This window comes from Micromonospora phaseoli, from assembly GCF_900109115.1.
GTDB classification, from domain to species: Bacteria; Actinomycetota; Actinomycetes; order Mycobacteriales; family Micromonosporaceae; genus Micromonospora; species Micromonospora phaseoli.
The window spans coordinates 367,380-383,179 of sequence record NZ_FNYV01000004.1 but is presented as its reverse complement, the minus strand read 5'-3'; the positions used below and the strand labels follow the sequence as shown (position 1 = coordinate 383,179).

Here is a 15,800-nt window from a genome sequence, read left to right as displayed (position 1 = left end):
CGGGCGGATGCGCTGGCAGACGGCCCGGTTGGTGGACCGCCGGGTGGAGACGCCGACGGCGCAGACCCTGGTGCTGGAGGTGCCCGGCTGGCCGGGCCACCTGCCCGGACAGCATGTCGACATCCGGCTGACCGCGCCCGACGGGTACCAGGCCGCCCGGTCCTACTCGTTGGCCGGGCCGGCGGACGGCGACCGGATCGAGGTCACCGTCCAGCGGGTGCCCGAGGGCGAGGTGTCGTCGTTCCTGGTGGAGGGTTACGGCGAGGGCGACCCGATCGAGGTACGCGGCCCCATCGGCGGCTGGTTCGTCTGGCGGGCGCAGCAGACCGAACCGGTGCTGCTGGTCGCCGGTGGATCGGGGGTGGTGCCGTTGATGGCCATGATCCGGGCCCGGCGGGCGGCCGGCAACCGCGCCCCGTTCCGGCTGATCTACTCGGTACGCAGCCCGACCGACGTCTTCTACGCGCAGGAGTTGCGTCGGCGGGTGCGCGACGACGCGGGCCTCGACGTGGCGTACGTCTACACCCGCGAGGCGCCCGAGGGGTGGCGCGGCGAGCCGCACCGACTCGGTCTCGCCGACGTCAACAGCCACGGCTGGCCGCCGGCGCTGGAGCCGCTGGTGTACGTCTGCGGCCCCACCGGTTTCGTGGAGACCGTCTCCGATCTGCTCGTCGGGCTGGGCCACCCGGCGCGGCGGGTACGCACCGAACGTTTCGGCCCTACCGGCTGAGAGGAGCCGCGGATGACCGCGCTGCCCTACGTGGACGGCAACATGCTCGACGGCCCGCTGGGGGAGGTGTTCGCGGTCGACCTGAGCAGCGCCACCGCCCGGTGTGCCCACTGCGGCACGCCCGGCCCGGTCGCCGGGCTCCGGGTCTACTCGCACGCGCCGGGCCTGGTGGCGCGCTGCCCGACCTGTGTCGAGGTGATGCTGCGGCTGGTGCGTGCACCTGATCGGGCCTGGCTCGACCTGCGTGGCGCCACCTTCCTGCAGTTCCCGATGTCGCCCGACCGCTAGACCGGGATCCGGGACGAAACATACGATTACGGACTTGTCCGGCGGGATCCTCTCGTTCTGCGGCAGCGACTAGCATCGCCCTTCGGATGACGGAGGGGATGGATGACGAGGATCAGGCGACGGACCGTGTTGACCGCTCTGTCCGCGGCGGCCGTCGCGGGACCGGCCCTGCTCACCGTGGCGCCGCGACCGGCCGTCGCGGTCTCGGATGACCTCTACCAGACCAACAGCGAGTTGTACGCCAGTCCCACGCTCGTCGAGGGCGTGGACTACGCCCGGCGGTTCCGGCGGCACGGCGCGCTCGACGACGACCTGGTGGGCACGGCCGGGTTCCCGACCACCGCCGTGCTCGCTCCGCACGGCGGCGGCATCGAGGTGGGCACGTCCGAGCTTTGCCTCGGGGTGGCTGGCTACCATCCGGCCACGCTCGCACCGACGCAGTCGGCTGGCGCCGTGTACGACTACTGGATGTTCGAGGGCCTGCGGGCCGCCAACAACGGCGAGCTGCACGTGACCTCGACTGGGTGCGACGACCCGCAGGCGGAGTCCCTCTCCGGCGGTGCCCGGTACGCGGTCTCCCTGCACGGCTGCACGGCCGGCCAGCTCGGCCTGCCCGATGGCACACCGGCCGTCGCAGTCGGCGGGCTCGACGTCGCCCTGCGCACCTACCTGCTCCAGGAGTATGCGGCCCTCGGCATTCTGGCGTTGGACGCCGCGACCGCTCCCGAACTGACCGCCCTGGCTGGCGTCCATCCGCGGAATATCGTCAACCGGACGCTGTCGCAGGCGGGTGCCCAACTGGAACTCAGCACGCCGCTACGCAACGCGATGTTCGGCACCAACACCCGGGCGCAGCGCCGGCACACGACCCTGCCGCCGTTCTGGAGCTTCGTCACCGCCACGCGTGCCGCGTTGGAACACCGCTCGGCTGGGTGAGGCTCCGGCGCTCGGGCCGCGACGTTTGCCGACGCGTACGACGGGAACCGGGCCGGAATGACGAAGCCTCGTGTGGTGATCGTGGGGGCCGGGTTCGCCGGTTACCACGCGGCGAAGACGTTGAGCCGGCTGGCCCGTGACCGGGCCGAGGTGGTCCTGCTCAACTCGACCGACTACTTCCTCTACCTGCCGCTGCTGCCGGAGGTGGCCGCGGGGGTGGTCGAGCCCGGCCGGATCGCCGTGCCGCTGACCGGCACGCTGGGCGGCGTGCGGGTGGTGATCGGCGAGGCCGAGCATGTGGACCTGCAGAACCGGTGGGTCGGTTTCACCCAGCCGGAGGGCGACCGCAACCGGTTGGCGTACGACCGGTTGGTGCTGGCGGTGGGCAGCGTCAACAAGCTGCTACCCATCCCCGGCGTGACCGAGTACGCGCACGGCTTCCGCGGCCTGCCCGAGGCGCTCTACCTGCACGATCACGTGGTCCGGCAGATCGAGCTGGCCGAGCAGGCCGAGGATCCGGCCGAGCAGCAGGCCCGGGCCACCTTCGTGGTGGTGGGCGCGGGGTACACCGGGACCGAGGTGGCCGCGCACGGCCAGCTGTTCACCGACGAACTCGCCGCCCAGCGTCCCCGCCTGAAGATCCGCCCCCGGTGGATGCTGCTGGACATCGCGTCCCGCGTGCTGCCGGAGTTGGACCAGCGGATGTCGGTCACCGCGGACCGGGTGCTGCGTCGGCGCGGAGTCGACGTGCGGATGGGCACCTCGGTGGCGGTCGCGACCTCCGACGGGGTCAAGCTCACCGACGGCGAGTACGTGCCCACCTGCTCGCTGGTCTGGTGCGTCGGCGTCCGCCCCGACCCGTTCGTGGCGGAGTTGGGCCTGCGTACCGAAAAGGGGCGGCTGGTCGTCGACGAGTACCTGAACGTCCCCGGTTTCCCCGAGGTGTACGCGTGCGGCGACGCCGCCGCCGTGCCGGACCTGACCCGACCCGGGCAGATCTGCACGATGACCGCCCAGCACGCCCAGCGGCAGGGCAAGCTGGCGGCGCACAACATCGCCGCCTCCTATGGTCAGGGCCGCCGCCGACCGTACAAGCATCATGATCTCGGTTGGGTGGTCGACCTGGGCGGCAAGCAGGCGGCGGCGAACCCGCTCAAGGTGCCGCTGTCCGGTCTGGCGGCCAAGGCGGTCACCCGCGGCTACCATCTTTTGGCGATGCCGGGTAACCGGGCCCGGGTGAGCGCCGACTGGCTTCTCGACGCCACCCTGCCCAGGTCGGCGGCGCAGCTCGGGCTGGTGTCGTCCACCGCCGTGCCGCTGGAGAGTGCCTCACCCGAGCTTCCCGCCCGGGCCCGCTGACCGGCTGGAGGCCGTGCGGTCGGTGGGCGTACCCACCACCGCACGGCCGCCGCCGGTGGCCGGACCGGCTCAACCGGCCATCCCGGCACCCGCCTCGTCGATCGCGTCGTCGACCGCGTGGGCCAGGTCGATGTCCAACCCGGTCACCGCACCGGCGTTGCTGGTGGCCACGGTCAGCACGGCGGTCGTCGGGTCCGCCCGGCCGATCCGTGGCCCGCGGCCGGTCTGGTCGCGGAGCAGGTCGAGGCGGTTCAGGACCCGGTCGAGGTTGTCCGGCGGCAGCTCCAGGGTTCGCGACAGAAGTGCTCCGTCACCGGACCAGTAGGGCAGGTCGAGCAGGGCGTCGCGCAGTTCGGCGTCCGACAACGGCGGTGTGCTGCTGCTCGCGCCGACCAGGCCGCCGCCGGCCGCCGGCGGGTTCAGCAACTCCCGTAGCTCGTCCGGTACGTGCAGCGATTCGACCAGGTCACGGTCGTGCGCGGCGAGCGCGGCGAGGGTCGCCTCGGCCTGGTAACGGGCCTGCTCGGGGCTACGCCCGCTGATCCGGCCCACCTCGGACAGGAAACCGCTGAGATCCTGCCGCCGCTTGATGCCGTCGACCGGGACGACGTCGTGCAGCGAGGTGGGGACGGCCGCCAGCAGCCGGCGGCGTTCGGCGGCCTCCAGCGCCCAGGCCAGGACGAGGACCGTCGACTCGACTCCGACCTTGGCGGTGCGGAAGTCGACGCCGGCGCGGCGCACGACGTCCTCGACCAGTGCGCGGTAGCCCATGGTGGTGACTCCCGGCGCCTCGATGCCCGGCTCCGGGCGAGGACGGGGAGTCTCCGGTACGCCGGCCGGCGGGGGAGCGGGCCCGCCACGACTGGTGTCTGGTTTGTGGCGTTTTCCGGCCGGCGGCGGTCCGGCGCGCTTGTTCTGGTCGAGATGGGCGAGTTGCTTGGACGCGCTCAGGCTGGCGCCGGTGTCGGCGGCCTGCATGCCGCGTTCCCGGGCCTGGCGGGCCAGCGCCCGGCGGCGCTGGTTGTCGCCCTCCATCTGCTTGCGCATGGTGACACCTCGCTTCCGCTGGTGCTTCTGCTTCCCTGGCTTCGTGGACGGCCTTCCCACCGCTACCGGGAGCGAAACGGTCGGTGCGGCGCGGACGCAGCCGACGTTCGGCAACGCTGGCGAGGCTTCATCCGGCCGGGGTGAGGGGCGGTCACCCGGGCGGGGTCGACGATCGCAGTGGACCGGAGATCTTCCGAGGCACGCGGAAGGGAAGGTCGTGATGAAGCGGATAGTCGAGATCGTCCCCGCTCGACCCGGCTGGTACGCCCGCTGGCGGTTGGCACCCGAGAGCACCCGCTGCTACCCGGTGAGCCTGTGGGCGCTGCTGGAAGAGACCGACGGCACCGGCCGTGAGGTGATCGGCGTGGACTGCGCCGGGCAGTGGCCCGGGGCGCAGGACGACGGGACGGGCGCGGAGTTCGTCCGCTATCTGTACCAGACGCCCGATTCGGGGCTGCCCGAGGACGCGGAGCCAACTCCGGAGTCACGCGGCGCGGGGCGCTCCCCGGTCCCGACGCTCTGAGCCATCCTCCGGCCCCCGACCCCTGGTCCCAGGGTCGGGGGCCACCCCCGGTCCGGGTGGCCGGGTCCGTTCAGCCGGCCGCCTGCACGTCGGCGTTCTCCGCTGTGGAGGCGAGCTGGAGCAGCTCGGCCAGGCCGGTGCGGTCCAGCAGTTGGCGCACCGTGGCGTTGAGGCCGACCAGTTGGAGTGGGGCGGTGCCACCGCGGTGGGCCACCACGAACGCGCTCAGCCCGGACGAGTCGCACAGACCCACCCCGGTCAGGTCGATGATCAGCTCGTGGTAGCCGTCGCGACGCAGCTCGGCGACGGCGTCGAGGAGCTCCGGAGCGCTGTCGAAGTCGAGGTCGCCGGTCAGCCGCAGCTCGGCACGCCCGACGCCGGACCGGTTGACCTCGATGACCAACAGCTTTGCGGACATGGCTCCCATGGTCCCAGCCCGGTGGCGGGATGCAACTCGCGGGGGTGGAAAGCTACGTCCTCACCGGCTGGCTGTCCGGCCCGGCGCCGCTGGGCTCGTTCCCGACGATCGGGCGGGCGAGCAGGCCGGTGACCCCGGTCATGTCGAGGATGGTGTCGAGGAAGCGGGGGATAGACCGCAGTCGCAGGCTGGTGCCGTTCTGTTGCCCCGCACGCCAGGCGTGCACGATGACGCTGAGCCCGGTGCTGTCGATGAACTGCAGGTCGCCGAAGTCAAGCACCACGGTGGTGGGAGCGGTGCTCAGCAGCCGGTCGATCTCGATGCGCAGCGGGGCGGCGCTGGTGTAGGCGAGGTCGCCTCCGACCCGGATGAGGGGTTCGTCGGGATCGGACCGGTCAACGGAGATGCTCAGCGGCGTCGTCTCGGGTCTGCGACCGTGGGACAGCAACGATCACGCCTTCCGCGGGTGGCGGGCGGGGCAGGGGCAAACGGATCGTAACAATCCCTGAACTGCCGCGCCTGCCGGGCGGCCGGCAGCAGCTCGGGTGGCGGTACCGGGAGACTTGCGTACGCTGAGGTGCGAGGCGAGAGACCAGGCATGCCGTTCGACGCGGGGTGCGCTACCGAGAAGGAGTGGGGCTCAGCTGGTGACAGGTGCCGACGTCAGGGACCTCGACCCCGGCGACGGACGGTTTGCCAAGCCGAGTGTCGCCCGGGTCCCGACGTGGCGCTCGGGTACGGCCCGCGCCCCCCTTGGGCCAACCGCCCTGGATCGACCCCAGGCCCAGGTCGTCGCTGACTGGCCCGAGGTCGTCGAGCACCTTCGTGAGGGTCTGGTGGTGTGCGGTCCCGACGGCACCGTCATGCACGTCAGCCCGGTCGCGCAGCGGCTGCTACCCGAGGTCGTCGTCGGCGGGACGCTCGACGGGCTCGGCTCCCTCGACCCGGAGATGACCCGTCACGGCCGTCGACTGCGTCTGCGCCGGGCGTCGCTGTCCGCCGGGCGAAGCTGTTGGTACGTCGAGGATGTCAGTGACAGCGTCGAGCGTGCCGACGCGCTGGTGGCCGAGCGGTCCAGGTCTGCTTTCCTGGCTGTGGTCGGCGAGAAGCTCGGCAATCCGCTGCACCCGGATCGGGCCGCTGCGGCGGTGGTCCGACTCGCCGTGCCCACCCTTGCCGAGGTCGCCGTGCTGGTGCTGGCCCCCCGTTCCGGCCGGGCCCGTTGGTGGCGTGCCCGCCGGGTCGACGACGAGTCACCCACCGTGGACCGGGGCGTGCTGATCGCCGCCGAGCTGCCCCCGGCGGTCGTGGAGAGCCTGCGGGGTGGTGAGCCGCACGCCGTCGACTGGCTGGTGGAACAGGCCGTCGACGCGGGGTGGCTGCCCGGCGCCGACCTGTCTGCCCGACTGGTGCCGCTGCCCGGCCGCGACGCGCCCATGGGCGTGCTGCTCGTCGCCCGGCAGGCCACCCGCTGGTACGTCGAGGAGGACCTCGACCTGATCCGCGCCTTCGCCGCCCGGGCGGGCGCGGCGTTGACCACTGCGCTGCTCTACCGCGACCAGACGGAGATGGCCGACACCCTCCAGGCCAGCCTGTTACCGGCGGCGCCGGCGCCCGCGCCGGGCGTGCAGTGGGGGACCGCGTACCGCCCGGCGCAGGCCGGCCTGCGCATCGGTGGCGACTTCTACGGTTCACACCGGTTGCCCGACGGCGGCTCGGTGTTCTTCCTCGGCGACGTCTCCGGCAAGGGGGTCGAGGCGGCGGTGTTCACCGGTCAGCTGCGCCAGTGCCTGCATGCGCTGCACCGGGTCGAGCAGCACCCCGTCAGGCTGCTGCAGCTGCTCAACGACGCTCTGCTGGAGACCACCCTGGCGCATGGGCAGGGCCGCTTCGCCACCATGGTGCTGGGCGTGGTTCGCCCACATCGCGACGGTGGTCTGGGGCTGACGCTGGCCGGTGGTGGGCACCTGGCACCGCTGGTGTTGCGCTCCTCCGGTGAGGTGGAGCAGTTGCCGTTGAGCGGCATGCTCATCGGTGTGGTGTCGGATCCGCGGATCGGCCAGGTCTCCACCCGGCTGGCCCCCGGCGAGACCTGTCTGCTCTACAGCGACGGGGTGACCGAGGCGCGGGGTGGTCGGCGGGGCGACGAGCAGCTCGGCACCGATCGCCTGACGCAGGCGCTCACCGGGTGTCAACGGATGCCGGCGCCGGCCCTGGCCGAGCGGATCGAGCAGGTGACCTGCGACTGGTTGGCTCAGCGCGACCACGACGACATCGCGGTGCTCGCGCTGCGGGCCGTCGGCCCCGGTGACCGGCCGCATCGGCACCTGCACGCCGTGCCCGCCATGAGCGAGCCGGAGCCGGAGGGGTCGACGGGGCCGTGACCGCCACCACGACGGGCATCTCGACCGCTGCCGTGTACCCGCACTACCTGCACTGCCTCGCCGAGGCCGACGAGCAGGCGGCTGTCGAGGTGGCGCACGACCTGCTCGACGCCGGGGTGCCGGCCGACCGGGTACTGCTGGATCTGGTCGCCCCGGCGCAGGCCGAGGTGGGGGAGCGGTGGGCGCGCAACGAGTGGAGTGTCGCCCAGGAACACGCGGCCACTCACATCAGCGAGCGGGTGGTGGCGGCCGTGGCCGCGTGCACCGACGTCCGTGCGACCCACGGCCGGATCGTGGTGGCCTGCATGGACGGTGAGTGGCACGCGCTGCCGGCGCGGCTGGTCGCGGAGATGCTGCGGCTGCGCGGCTGGCAGGTGACCTTCCTCGGTGCCAGCGTGCCCGCCGCCCACCTGGTGTCGTACCTGCACCGGTACGACGCGCACGCGGTGGCGCTGGCCTGCGCCCTGCCGATGCGGTTGCCCCAGGCACACCGGATGATCGAGGCGTGCCGGCGTTCGGACGTGCCGGTGGTGGTCGGCGGCCGGGGCTTCGGGCTGGACGGCCGGTGGGCTCGGCGGCTCGGCGTGCCGTGGGCGCCGAACGGGCCGGCCGCCGCGGATCTGCTCGCCGACGAGCGTGCGCTTCGGGCCGGTGCGCCGACGAGCCTGGCGCACCTGGCTGACGACGAGTACGCCGCACTGGTCAGCCGGCGCGGCGAGCTGATCGACAGCGCGCTGGCCGACCTGGTGCAGCGGGTTCCCGCCGCCGGCGACTACAGCCCCGCCCAGCTGGACTCGACCGTCAGCGACCTCGGCTACATCCTGGATTTCCTGGCCGCCGCGCTGTACGTCGACGACGGCACGCTGTTCACCGAGTTCGTCGAGTGGCTGGTGACTATCCTGGACAGTCGAGGAGTGCCGGCCGCCGCGGTGGAGGCGACGCTGGGTCACTACGTCCGGGTGCTGCACGACTTCCCGCGGGCGACGGGCTACCTCCAGCAGGGGCGGGCGGCGTTGCCGGTGTCGGTGCGGCGAATCTCGTCGTAGAGGGCGTAAAATCCGGCCCGCCGCAGGCTCACCTTATACTTGCCGCACAGCAAGCGTCCGTTTCTGGATGGCGGGAGGGTTGTCGTGACGTTCACCGTCACGTACGCCGATCACGGCGGCGTGGGGCCGGCCCGGCTGCGTCTGGCCGGTGAGCTCGACATGGGCAGCGCCCCGCAGCTCAACGCCGTCATCGACCGACTGGCCGAGGACGGGGAGCGTCGACTGCTGATCGACCTGACGGACCTCACCTTCTGCGACTCCACCGGCATCGCCGTCTTCGTGCGCGGAGACAACCGGGCGGCAGCCGAGGGCGGGTGGCTGCGGGTCACCGGTGCCACCGGCCGGGTGGAACGGGTACTGCAGCTCACCGGCCTCGCCGAGGTGTTGGGGTACGGATCCGGTGGGATGGACCCGGCGGGCACCGACCGCCCGGGTATGGGCTAGATTTCCCGCCAGCACGGACCGGCAGGTTCCGTACTGGCCGACCTGAGGCAGGTAAAGATGGGCGCAGGCACCCTTACTCCGGTTCGCATCCTGGTCGTGGACGACGATCCAGGCGACGTGCTCATGATCGAGGAGGCGTTGGCGACCTCGGACGTCGAGAAGGTCATCGACGTGGTCAGCGACGGCCGCGAGGCGATGGAGTTCCTCCGCCGTGAAGGGCGGCACGGTGACGCCCAGCGCCCCGACGTGATCCTGCTCGACCTGAACATGCCGCGGATGGACGGCCGCCAGGTGCTGGGTGAGGTGAAGGGCGACGAGGACCTGCGGACCATTCCGATCGTCGTGCTGACCACCTCGAACGCGGACACCGACATCGTCAGCAGCTACACGCTTCAGGCCAACGCGTACGTCACCAAGCCGATCGACCTCGACGACTTCAATGATGTGGTCCACCGCATCGACGAGTTCTTCGGCCGGGTGGTCGTGCTGCCCAAGCGGGCCTGACCCGACCACCGGCGCGCCGCGCCGCGAATCAGGTCAGCGCGGCCACCACCGTGGCGGCCCGCTCCTCGTGCTGGGCGTACGCGTACGGGTAGGCGGAGATCTGCACGGCCTGGGCGGCCATGGTCAGGCTCATCTGCTGCCAGCCGGGCACTTGGAGCAGCGCCTCGTAGAACGCGCGGGACGCGTACGCCGGACGCATCAGGTCGCGCACGGTGCCCCAACCGCTGCTCGGGCGCTGCTGGAACAGCCCCACCGAGTCGTGGTCCCAGCCGATGGCCTGGTGTGGGTACTCCTGCGACTCGGGCAGCACGCCGCTGGCGTAGTTGAGCAGGGTGCTCTCCTGCATCGCGGTGGCGACGGCGATGACCATGCCCTGCCGGGGGATCTTCATGTCCACCCCGACGTCGACGATCGCCTTGGCGTTGTCCATCTGGGCTTGGCTGAGTCCGGCGACCGGCCTGGGGCGGGGCGGCGTGGTGGGCTTCTTCTTCGTCGCCTTGGGGGTGGCCTTCGGCTTGGCCGTCGGCGAGGCGGTCGGGCTCGGGCTCGGGCTGGTCGGGGCGGGGGAGGGGCTGCGATCGAGGGAGCGGGACGCGGCCTCGTCCTGGGCGGCCAGCGCGCGGTCGGCCACCGCTTCGGCCACCTGTGGCGGCGGCGCCTCGTCGTCCTCCTTTGCCGTCACGACGGCCGCCGCGCCGAGGCAGCAGGTCACGCCGGTGGCCAGGGCCACCCGTACCGGAGTGGAGGCGAGCATGGCGCGGACGCCGCGAAGCGGGGTCGCCGCAGCACGATGCCGCCCTGTCGTCCTTTCGGATGATGCTCCGTCAGCCGAACGGCTCGCCGGTGGCTGGGGGGTCAGCTGCTGGTCGATCTGGTCGTCGGGATGCACCCGCCGAGGCTAGAAAGGTGACGGCCGCCTGCCATCGGCTGGCTTGGTGGCATGCGTCACAATTCGCGGTTATTCGTCAGGTGAATCTCCGCGAGACGCTCTATATCGGGTAATGCTCAAGTATCCGGCATGACAAGAATGTCGGAAATGCCGTGACAAAGTGGTGCAAAATGCTGATCTTATGCGTGCCGATGAAGAGCGCGGCGGGTCTCCCCCGAACGGGGGAGCACGCATCGGCCTGACCGCACCGCCCGGTGGGGCGCTCGGACCACCCGGCGGCACGCGGTTCAGTGCCGCCCGTTCTCCGCGGGGGTGACGGTGAGCCGGTGCCGGCTGCCGTCCGCGCTGGAGAACGGCCACAGCCGATCGGCGTGCTCGACCAGCTCGGCGAGCTGCTCCCGGGTCAGGCCCACCGACGAGATCGACGCGTGCACGTCGGCCCGGTACCGGCCGTCGTCGTCGCGGCCGAGCTTCGCCTCCGCGCGTACCTGCACGGTGTGCGCCTCGTCGGTTATCCCGCCGGCCGCCTCCACCGCCGCGTGGTGCAGGCAGGACGCGAAGGCGGCAGCGAGCAGCTGCGACGGGGTCAGCCCGGTGCAGTGCGGCGCCAGCGGCGAGGCGAGGGCAGTGGACAGGGCATCGTCGTCGGTGTGGATGTGACCGCCCTCGGCGGTCGCGGCGGCAACCTCGTTCAACCAGGAACTCGGCATCGCGTTCCTCCCGTCACTCCCCGCCCGGCTACCCGAGGCAGATGGCGTGAAACCGGGATCAGCCGCCGGGCCGGCCTCCCCGGACCCCGGCGGCGGCCTCGGTGACCTCGGCCGCCGCCCGGTCGGTCCAGGGGGTCACCACGGCCGGCCGCTGCCGGGGCATCAGCGGCTCGTGCATCGGCACGTACACCCGGGCATCCACCGCCTCGGCGAGCAGCAGCGCGGCGACGAGACTGCTCGGTCGCCGGGCCGGGTCGTCGGCGAGGCAGCGCCGGCACAGGTCGGCGACCTCCGCGGGCAGGCCGGGCAGTTCGGGTAGCGGCCGCAGGGACTGGCGGCCCTGCGGACCGAGCAACTGGGTGACGTTCTCGGCCGCGTACGGCAGCCGGCCGGCCAGACAGCAGTAGAGCAGCACCCCGAGGGCGTACATGTCGGCCGCCGGGGTCGCCGGAGCCCGTCGCAGCTGCTCCGGGGCGAGGTAGGCCGGCGTACCGACCACGATGCCCTCGGGTGCGGTGTCGGCGGCACCGGCCGGCGCGGCGATTCCGAAGTCGAGCACCTTCACCCCGGAGGGGGTGAGCATCACGTTGGCGGGCTTGATGTCGCGGTGCACGATGCCGTGGGCGTGGGCGGCGGCCAGCGCCGCGCTCACCTCCGCGCAGACCCGCACCGCGATCCGCCAGTCCAGCGGCCCGGCCCGCAGGTGGGCGGCGAGCGTCTGCCCCTCGGCCAGCTCCATCACGATGTAGGGCAGTTCGCGCCCGGGCACGGTGCCACCGGTGCCGAAGTCGTGCACGCTGGCGACGTTGGGGTGGACCAGGCGGGCCGCGGAACGGGCCTCGGCGCGGATGCGTTCCACCGACGCCGGACCGTCCGGCTGGCCGGGCGACACCAGCTTCACCGCGACCATCCGGTCCAGCACCGCGTCGTGCGCCCGCCAGACCTCCGACATGCCGCCGATGCCGATCCGCTGATCGAGCCGGTACCGCCCGTCCAGCGTACGCATCGACCGCTCCCTACCCTCATGGTGCTCCACCACGTTGCACGTGCCCGTGGCCTCGGCACGGTACCCCGCCACCGATCAGGGCAAACCGGCCTCCGGCGGCGGCCGGTGCGTTAGCGTGCGAGCCGGGACGCCCGACGTGCCGGGCAGTCTGGAGGCGGAGCGGTGATGGATGAGGTGAGCGTACGGTTCGTCGGCGGTCCGGCCCACGACCTGGTCCGGTCGTTGCCGGCCGGCCCGGACGGTGCTCCGCCGCGGCTGTGGGTACTGCGCCGGCCGCAGGGGACGCCCACCCCTGCCGCCGACCATCTCTACGCCCGGCAGCGGCCCGATGGGACGGGGGCCTGGTCCATGCGTTTCGTCCGCACCGACCCGGTCGGCGTGACCGAGTGACCCCTGTTCGACCCGGCCTCGCGATCCGACGGACCGCACAGCCGGCGCACAGGATCCGCACAAGTGGCACCCAGAGCGTCGGCCCACCATGGGCACCATGATGACCGAGGGGGAGGTCCGGTCGGGCCGGCTGGAGCTGCGCCGGCCCGACGGCGAAGCGGTCCGGGTGCTGGTCGTGGATGACGAGCCGACTCTGACCGACCTGTTGTCGATGGCGCTGCGGTACGAGGGCTGGCAGGTACGCACGGCCGGCGACGGCATGGCCGCGGTGCGCGCCGCCCGGCAATTCCAGCCCGACGCGGTGGTGCTCGACGTGATGCTTCCCGACCTGGACGGTTTCCAGGTGCTGCGCAGGCTGCGGGAGGACAACGCCACCGTGCCGGTGCTCTTCCTGACCGCCCGGGACGCGGTGGAGGAGCGGGTCGCCGGGCTGACCGTGGGTGGCGACGACTACGTCACCAAGCCGTTCAGCCTGGAGGAGGTCATCGCCCGGCTGCGGGCCCTGCTGCGCCGCTCCGGCTTCGCCGTCGCCACCCGCCAGGACGCGGTGTTGACCGTCGGCGATCTCAGCATGGACGAGGACAGCCACGAGGTGCGCCGGGACGGCCAGCTGATCACCCTCACCGCCACCGAGTTCGAGCTGCTGCGGTACCTGATGCGCAATCCCCGTCGGGTGCTGAGCAAGGCGCAGATCCTCGACCGGGTGTGGAACTACGACTTCGGCGGTCAGGCCAACGTCGTCGAGCTGTACATCTCGTACCTCCGTAAGAAGATCGACGCCGGCCGCCAGCCGATGATCCACACACTGCGCGGGGCCGGGTACCTGCTCAAGCCGGCAGAGTGAACGCCGTGCGCCGGTGGCTGGCCGGCCGGTCGCTGCGGACCCGCCTGGTGGTCACCCTGGTCGCGCTGCTCGCCGTGGTCAGCCTGGCCATCGGCGGGATCACCACCGCCGCGTTGCGGCAGTTCCTGACCTCCCGGGTGGACGAGCAACTGCTCTTCACACCGGGCGGCCGGCCGGTCGCCCCGTGGGAGCCGGGCCCCGGCACGAGCCCCTGGGGCGACGTACGCGTGCCGCGCGGCTTCCCGCCCGACACGATCAGCGCCCAGGTGGTCGACGGGAAGGTCACCGAGGCGTGGACACTGGTCGGCCGCCAGGAGCAGTCCGTGCCGGTCGACGAGGTCGCCGCGCTGGCCGAGGTGCCGGTCGACGGCAGACCGCACACCCTCGACCTCGACGACCGGGGCAGCTACCGGCTGGTGGCCCGGCAGACACCGACCGGCACCGTGCGGGTGCTGGGCGTGCCGCTCTCCGAGGTGCAGGAGACCGTCTGGTGGCTGGTGGCCGCGCAGGCCGGGGTCACCGCGGCCGGGCTGCTCGTCGCCGGCTCCGCCGGTGCGCTGATCGTCCGGGCCACGCTGCGCCCGCTGCGTCGGGTCGCGGCCACCGCCGGCCGGGTCAGCGAACTGCCGCTGGACCGGGGTGAGGTGGCGCTCTCCGAACGGGTGCCGGCCACCGACACCGACCCGCGTACCGAGGTCGGTCAGGTCGGTTCCGCGCTCAACCGGATGCTCGGGCACGTCGCCGCCGCGCTCGCCGCCCGGCAGGCCAGCGAGGTCCGGGTACGCCAGTTCGTCGCCGACGCCAGCCACGAACTGCGTACGCCGCTGGCGGCGATCCGCGGCTACGCCGAGGTGGCGCGCCGGGGCCGCGACCGGGTCCCGCCCGACGTGGCACACGCCCTGCGCCGGGTCGAGTCGGAGAGCGCCCGGATGACCAGTCTCGTCGACGACCTGCTGCTGCTGGCCCGGCTGGATTCGGGCCGGCCGCTGGCCGTGGAACCGGTCGACCTCACCGCGCTGGTGGTGGACGCGGTCAGCGACGCGCACGTGGCCGGGCCGGAGCACCGCTGGCAACTCGACCTGCCCGACGAGGTCGTCCGGGTGTCCGGCGACCCGGCCCGGCTGCACCAGGTGCTGGCGAATCTGCTGACCAACGCGCGGGTGCACACCCCGCCCGGCAGCACCGTCACCACCAGCCTGCGGCTGGCCGACGGTGTCGCCGAACTCGGCGTCGCCGACGACGGCCCGGGCGTGCCTCCCGAGCTGCGGCCCGAGGTGTTCGAACGCTTCGCCCGGGGGGACAGTTCCCGGTCCCGCGCCCACGGCAGCACCGGCCTCGGCCTGGCCATCGTCGCCGCCGTGGTGGAGGCCCACCACGGTGCTGTCTCGCTCGACACCCGGCCCGGCGCGACCGTGTTCACCGTCCGGCTGCCGAATGCCACCGACGACCGGTAGCCGACGCGCCGGGGCCGCGACGACTGCCGGTCGGGGCTGGCCGGCCTGGACGGAACACCCCGACCCGCTGGGCGCGCGTCACAGGTCGTGGCAGGCTGCCGGTGTGTACCGGGAACGGCCGACCCGGATCGCCGGCGCGACGCTGTGGACCAGCACCGCGCCGGCCCGTGCCATGCCCACCCGGGTGCTCCCGGACGGCTGCCTCGACCTGCTCTGGTCCAGCCGGGCCGGGCTGCTGGTCGCCGGGCCGGACCGTACCGCGTTCCTCAGCGCGAGCGTGCCGGGAGAACGATGGGTCGGGCTCCGACTGCCGCCCGGGGTCGGCCCGGCGGTGCTCGGCGTACCGGCGGTGGAGGTGCGCGACCGGCGCGTACCGCTGGGGGACCTGTGGGGTGACCGGGCCGTCGGGGTGCTCGCCGACCGGGCCGCGACCGAGGCGGAGGCCGTGCTGGTCGAGGTGGCGGCCCGCCGGCTGCGCGCCGCCGGCGGGCCGGACCCGCTCGGTGCCTGGGTGGCCGCCGCGCTGGCCGCCGGCGCCACGGTGGCGGCGACCGCCGCGGAGGTCGGGCTCGACTTGCGCGCGTTGCTGCGGCGCAGCCGGCACCTGTTCGGGTACGGCCCGAAGACCCTCGCCCGGATCCTGCGGCTGCGCCGGGCTCTCGCCCTGGCCCGCACGGGCGTCCCGCTGGCCGAGGTGGCCTACCGTGCCGGCTACGCCGACCAGGCCCACCTCACCCGCGACACCCGAGCCCTGACCGGCCTACCCCCCACCTCCCTCCTGACCCCCTGACCCCAATCGGTGATCAAGAAGTTTGGGGCGCTTTTGGA

At 72.8% G+C, this 15,800-nt stretch carries 19 protein-coding genes; 13 read left to right on the top strand and 6 right to left on the bottom strand.

What is annotated here, in order from left to right:
* The first annotated feature begins 7 nt into the window (after positions 1 to 7).
* The 4 genes from BMY89_RS13305 (at position 8) to BMY89_RS13290 (ending at position 3,313) form a co-directional block, all read left to right on the top strand.
* Positions 8 to 730, top strand: a complete 723-nt coding sequence (locus BMY89_RS13305) for a ferredoxin reductase (protein WP_092380017.1) — start codon at positions 8 to 10, stop codon at positions 728 to 730.
* Between the two features lie 12 nt (positions 731 to 742).
* Entirely contained in the window at positions 743 to 1,018 is a 276-nt protein-coding gene (locus BMY89_RS13300; protein ID WP_092380015.1) for a DUF6510 family protein, read from the top strand.
* Between the two features lie 102 nt (positions 1,019 to 1,120).
* A complete protein-coding gene (locus BMY89_RS13295; protein WP_092380013.1) occupies positions 1,121 to 1,954 on the top strand; it encodes a poly-gamma-glutamate hydrolase family protein in 834 nt (277 codons plus the stop codon).
* A 57-nt stretch (positions 1,955 to 2,011) separates the two neighbouring features.
* Positions 2,012 to 3,313: an NAD(P)/FAD-dependent oxidoreductase gene (locus tag BMY89_RS13290; RefSeq protein WP_092380011.1), complete on the top strand. Its 1,302-nt coding sequence runs from the start codon at positions 2,012 to 2,014 to the stop codon at positions 3,311 to 3,313.
* A 69-nt stretch (positions 3,314 to 3,382) separates the two neighbouring features.
* Here the strand turns inward: BMY89_RS13290 and BMY89_RS13285 are convergent, their stop codons facing one another.
* Positions 3,383 to 4,360, bottom strand: coding sequence for a 4a-hydroxytetrahydrobiopterin dehydratase (locus tag BMY89_RS13285; protein WP_092380009.1), 978 nt, complete (start codon positions 4,358 to 4,360; stop codon positions 3,383 to 3,385).
* Between the two features lie 220 nt (positions 4,361 to 4,580).
* On the opposite strand from BMY89_RS13285, the gene BMY89_RS13280 reads away from it, so the two are divergent.
* Complete coding sequence (locus tag BMY89_RS13280; RefSeq protein WP_092380380.1) at positions 4,581 to 4,883, top strand: hypothetical protein; 303 nt, start codon at positions 4,581 to 4,583, stop codon at positions 4,881 to 4,883.
* A gap of 70 nt (positions 4,884 to 4,953) precedes the next feature.
* Here the strand turns inward: BMY89_RS13280 and BMY89_RS13275 are convergent, their stop codons facing one another.
* Both BMY89_RS13275 and BMY89_RS13270 read right to left on the bottom strand, forming a co-directional pair.
* Complete coding sequence (locus BMY89_RS13275; RefSeq protein WP_092380007.1) at positions 4,954 to 5,301, bottom strand: STAS domain-containing protein; 348 nt, start codon at positions 5,299 to 5,301, stop codon at positions 4,954 to 4,956.
* Between the two features lie 52 nt (positions 5,302 to 5,353).
* Entirely contained in the window at positions 5,354 to 5,749 is a 396-nt protein-coding gene (locus BMY89_RS13270) for an STAS domain-containing protein (RefSeq protein WP_232521281.1), read from the bottom strand.
* Positions 5,750 to 5,948: 199 nt separating this feature from the next.
* On the opposite strand from BMY89_RS13270, the gene BMY89_RS13265 reads away from it, so the two are divergent.
* The 4 genes from BMY89_RS13265 (at position 5,949) to BMY89_RS13250 (ending at position 9,679) form a co-directional block, all read left to right on the top strand.
* Positions 5,949 to 7,685 carry a PP2C family protein-serine/threonine phosphatase gene (locus tag BMY89_RS13265; protein ID WP_092380005.1) on the top strand — a complete coding sequence of 579 codons (1,737 nt, stop codon included), beginning with the start codon at positions 5,949 to 5,951 and terminating at the stop codon, positions 7,683 to 7,685.
* Positions 7,682 to 8,731, top strand: a complete 1,050-nt coding sequence (locus BMY89_RS13260) for a cobalamin B12-binding domain-containing protein (protein WP_092380003.1) — start codon at positions 7,682 to 7,684, stop codon at positions 8,729 to 8,731. The genes BMY89_RS13265 and BMY89_RS13260 overlap by 4 nt, the downstream gene beginning before the upstream one ends.
* A gap of 84 nt (positions 8,732 to 8,815) precedes the next feature.
* Positions 8,816 to 9,175, top strand: coding sequence for an STAS domain-containing protein (locus BMY89_RS13255; RefSeq protein WP_092380001.1), 360 nt, complete (start codon positions 8,816 to 8,818; stop codon positions 9,173 to 9,175).
* Between the two features lie 57 nt (positions 9,176 to 9,232).
* Entirely contained in the window at positions 9,233 to 9,679 is a 447-nt protein-coding gene (locus BMY89_RS13250) for a response regulator (protein ID WP_092379999.1), read from the top strand.
* Between the two features lie 28 nt (positions 9,680 to 9,707).
* On the opposite strand, the gene BMY89_RS13245 is transcribed toward BMY89_RS13250, so the two are convergent.
* The 3 genes from BMY89_RS13245 to BMY89_RS13235 all read right to left on the bottom strand — a co-directional run bounded on the left by BMY89_RS13245 (position 9,708) and on the right by BMY89_RS13235 (position 12,284).
* Positions 9,708 to 10,568 (bottom strand): hypothetical protein, encoded by an 861-nt coding sequence (locus BMY89_RS13245; RefSeq protein WP_092379997.1) that lies wholly within the window; start codon positions 10,566 to 10,568, stop codon positions 9,708 to 9,710.
* A 287-nt stretch (positions 10,569 to 10,855) separates the two neighbouring features.
* Positions 10,856 to 11,278 (bottom strand): OsmC family protein, encoded by a 423-nt coding sequence (locus tag BMY89_RS13240; RefSeq protein ID WP_092379995.1) that lies wholly within the window; start codon positions 11,276 to 11,278, stop codon positions 10,856 to 10,858.
* Positions 11,279 to 11,336: 58 nt separating this feature from the next.
* Positions 11,337 to 12,284, bottom strand: a complete 948-nt coding sequence (locus BMY89_RS13235) for a serine/threonine-protein kinase (protein WP_092380376.1) — start codon at positions 12,282 to 12,284, stop codon at positions 11,337 to 11,339.
* 165 nt (positions 12,285 to 12,449) lie between these two features.
* Here BMY89_RS13235 and BMY89_RS13230 point away from each other — a divergent pair, with 165 nt between their 5' ends.
* The 4 genes from BMY89_RS13230 to BMY89_RS13215 all read left to right on the top strand — a co-directional run bounded on the left by BMY89_RS13230 (position 12,450) and on the right by BMY89_RS13215 (position 15,762).
* A complete protein-coding gene (locus BMY89_RS13230) occupies positions 12,450 to 12,674 on the top strand; it encodes a hypothetical protein (protein ID WP_092379993.1) in 225 nt (74 codons plus the stop codon).
* Between the two features lie 100 nt (positions 12,675 to 12,774).
* Positions 12,775 to 13,518, top strand: a complete 744-nt coding sequence (locus BMY89_RS13225; protein WP_372433277.1) for a response regulator transcription factor — start codon at positions 12,775 to 12,777, stop codon at positions 13,516 to 13,518.
* Between the two features lie 17 nt (positions 13,519 to 13,535).
* Positions 13,536 to 14,972, top strand: coding sequence for a sensor histidine kinase (locus BMY89_RS13220; RefSeq protein ID WP_092380374.1), 1,437 nt, complete (start codon positions 13,536 to 13,538; stop codon positions 14,970 to 14,972).
* Between the two features lie 103 nt (positions 14,973 to 15,075).
* Entirely contained in the window at positions 15,076 to 15,762 is a 687-nt protein-coding gene (locus BMY89_RS13215) for a helix-turn-helix domain-containing protein (RefSeq protein ID WP_232521278.1), read from the top strand.
* Positions 15,763 to 15,800: the final 38 nt, after the last annotated feature.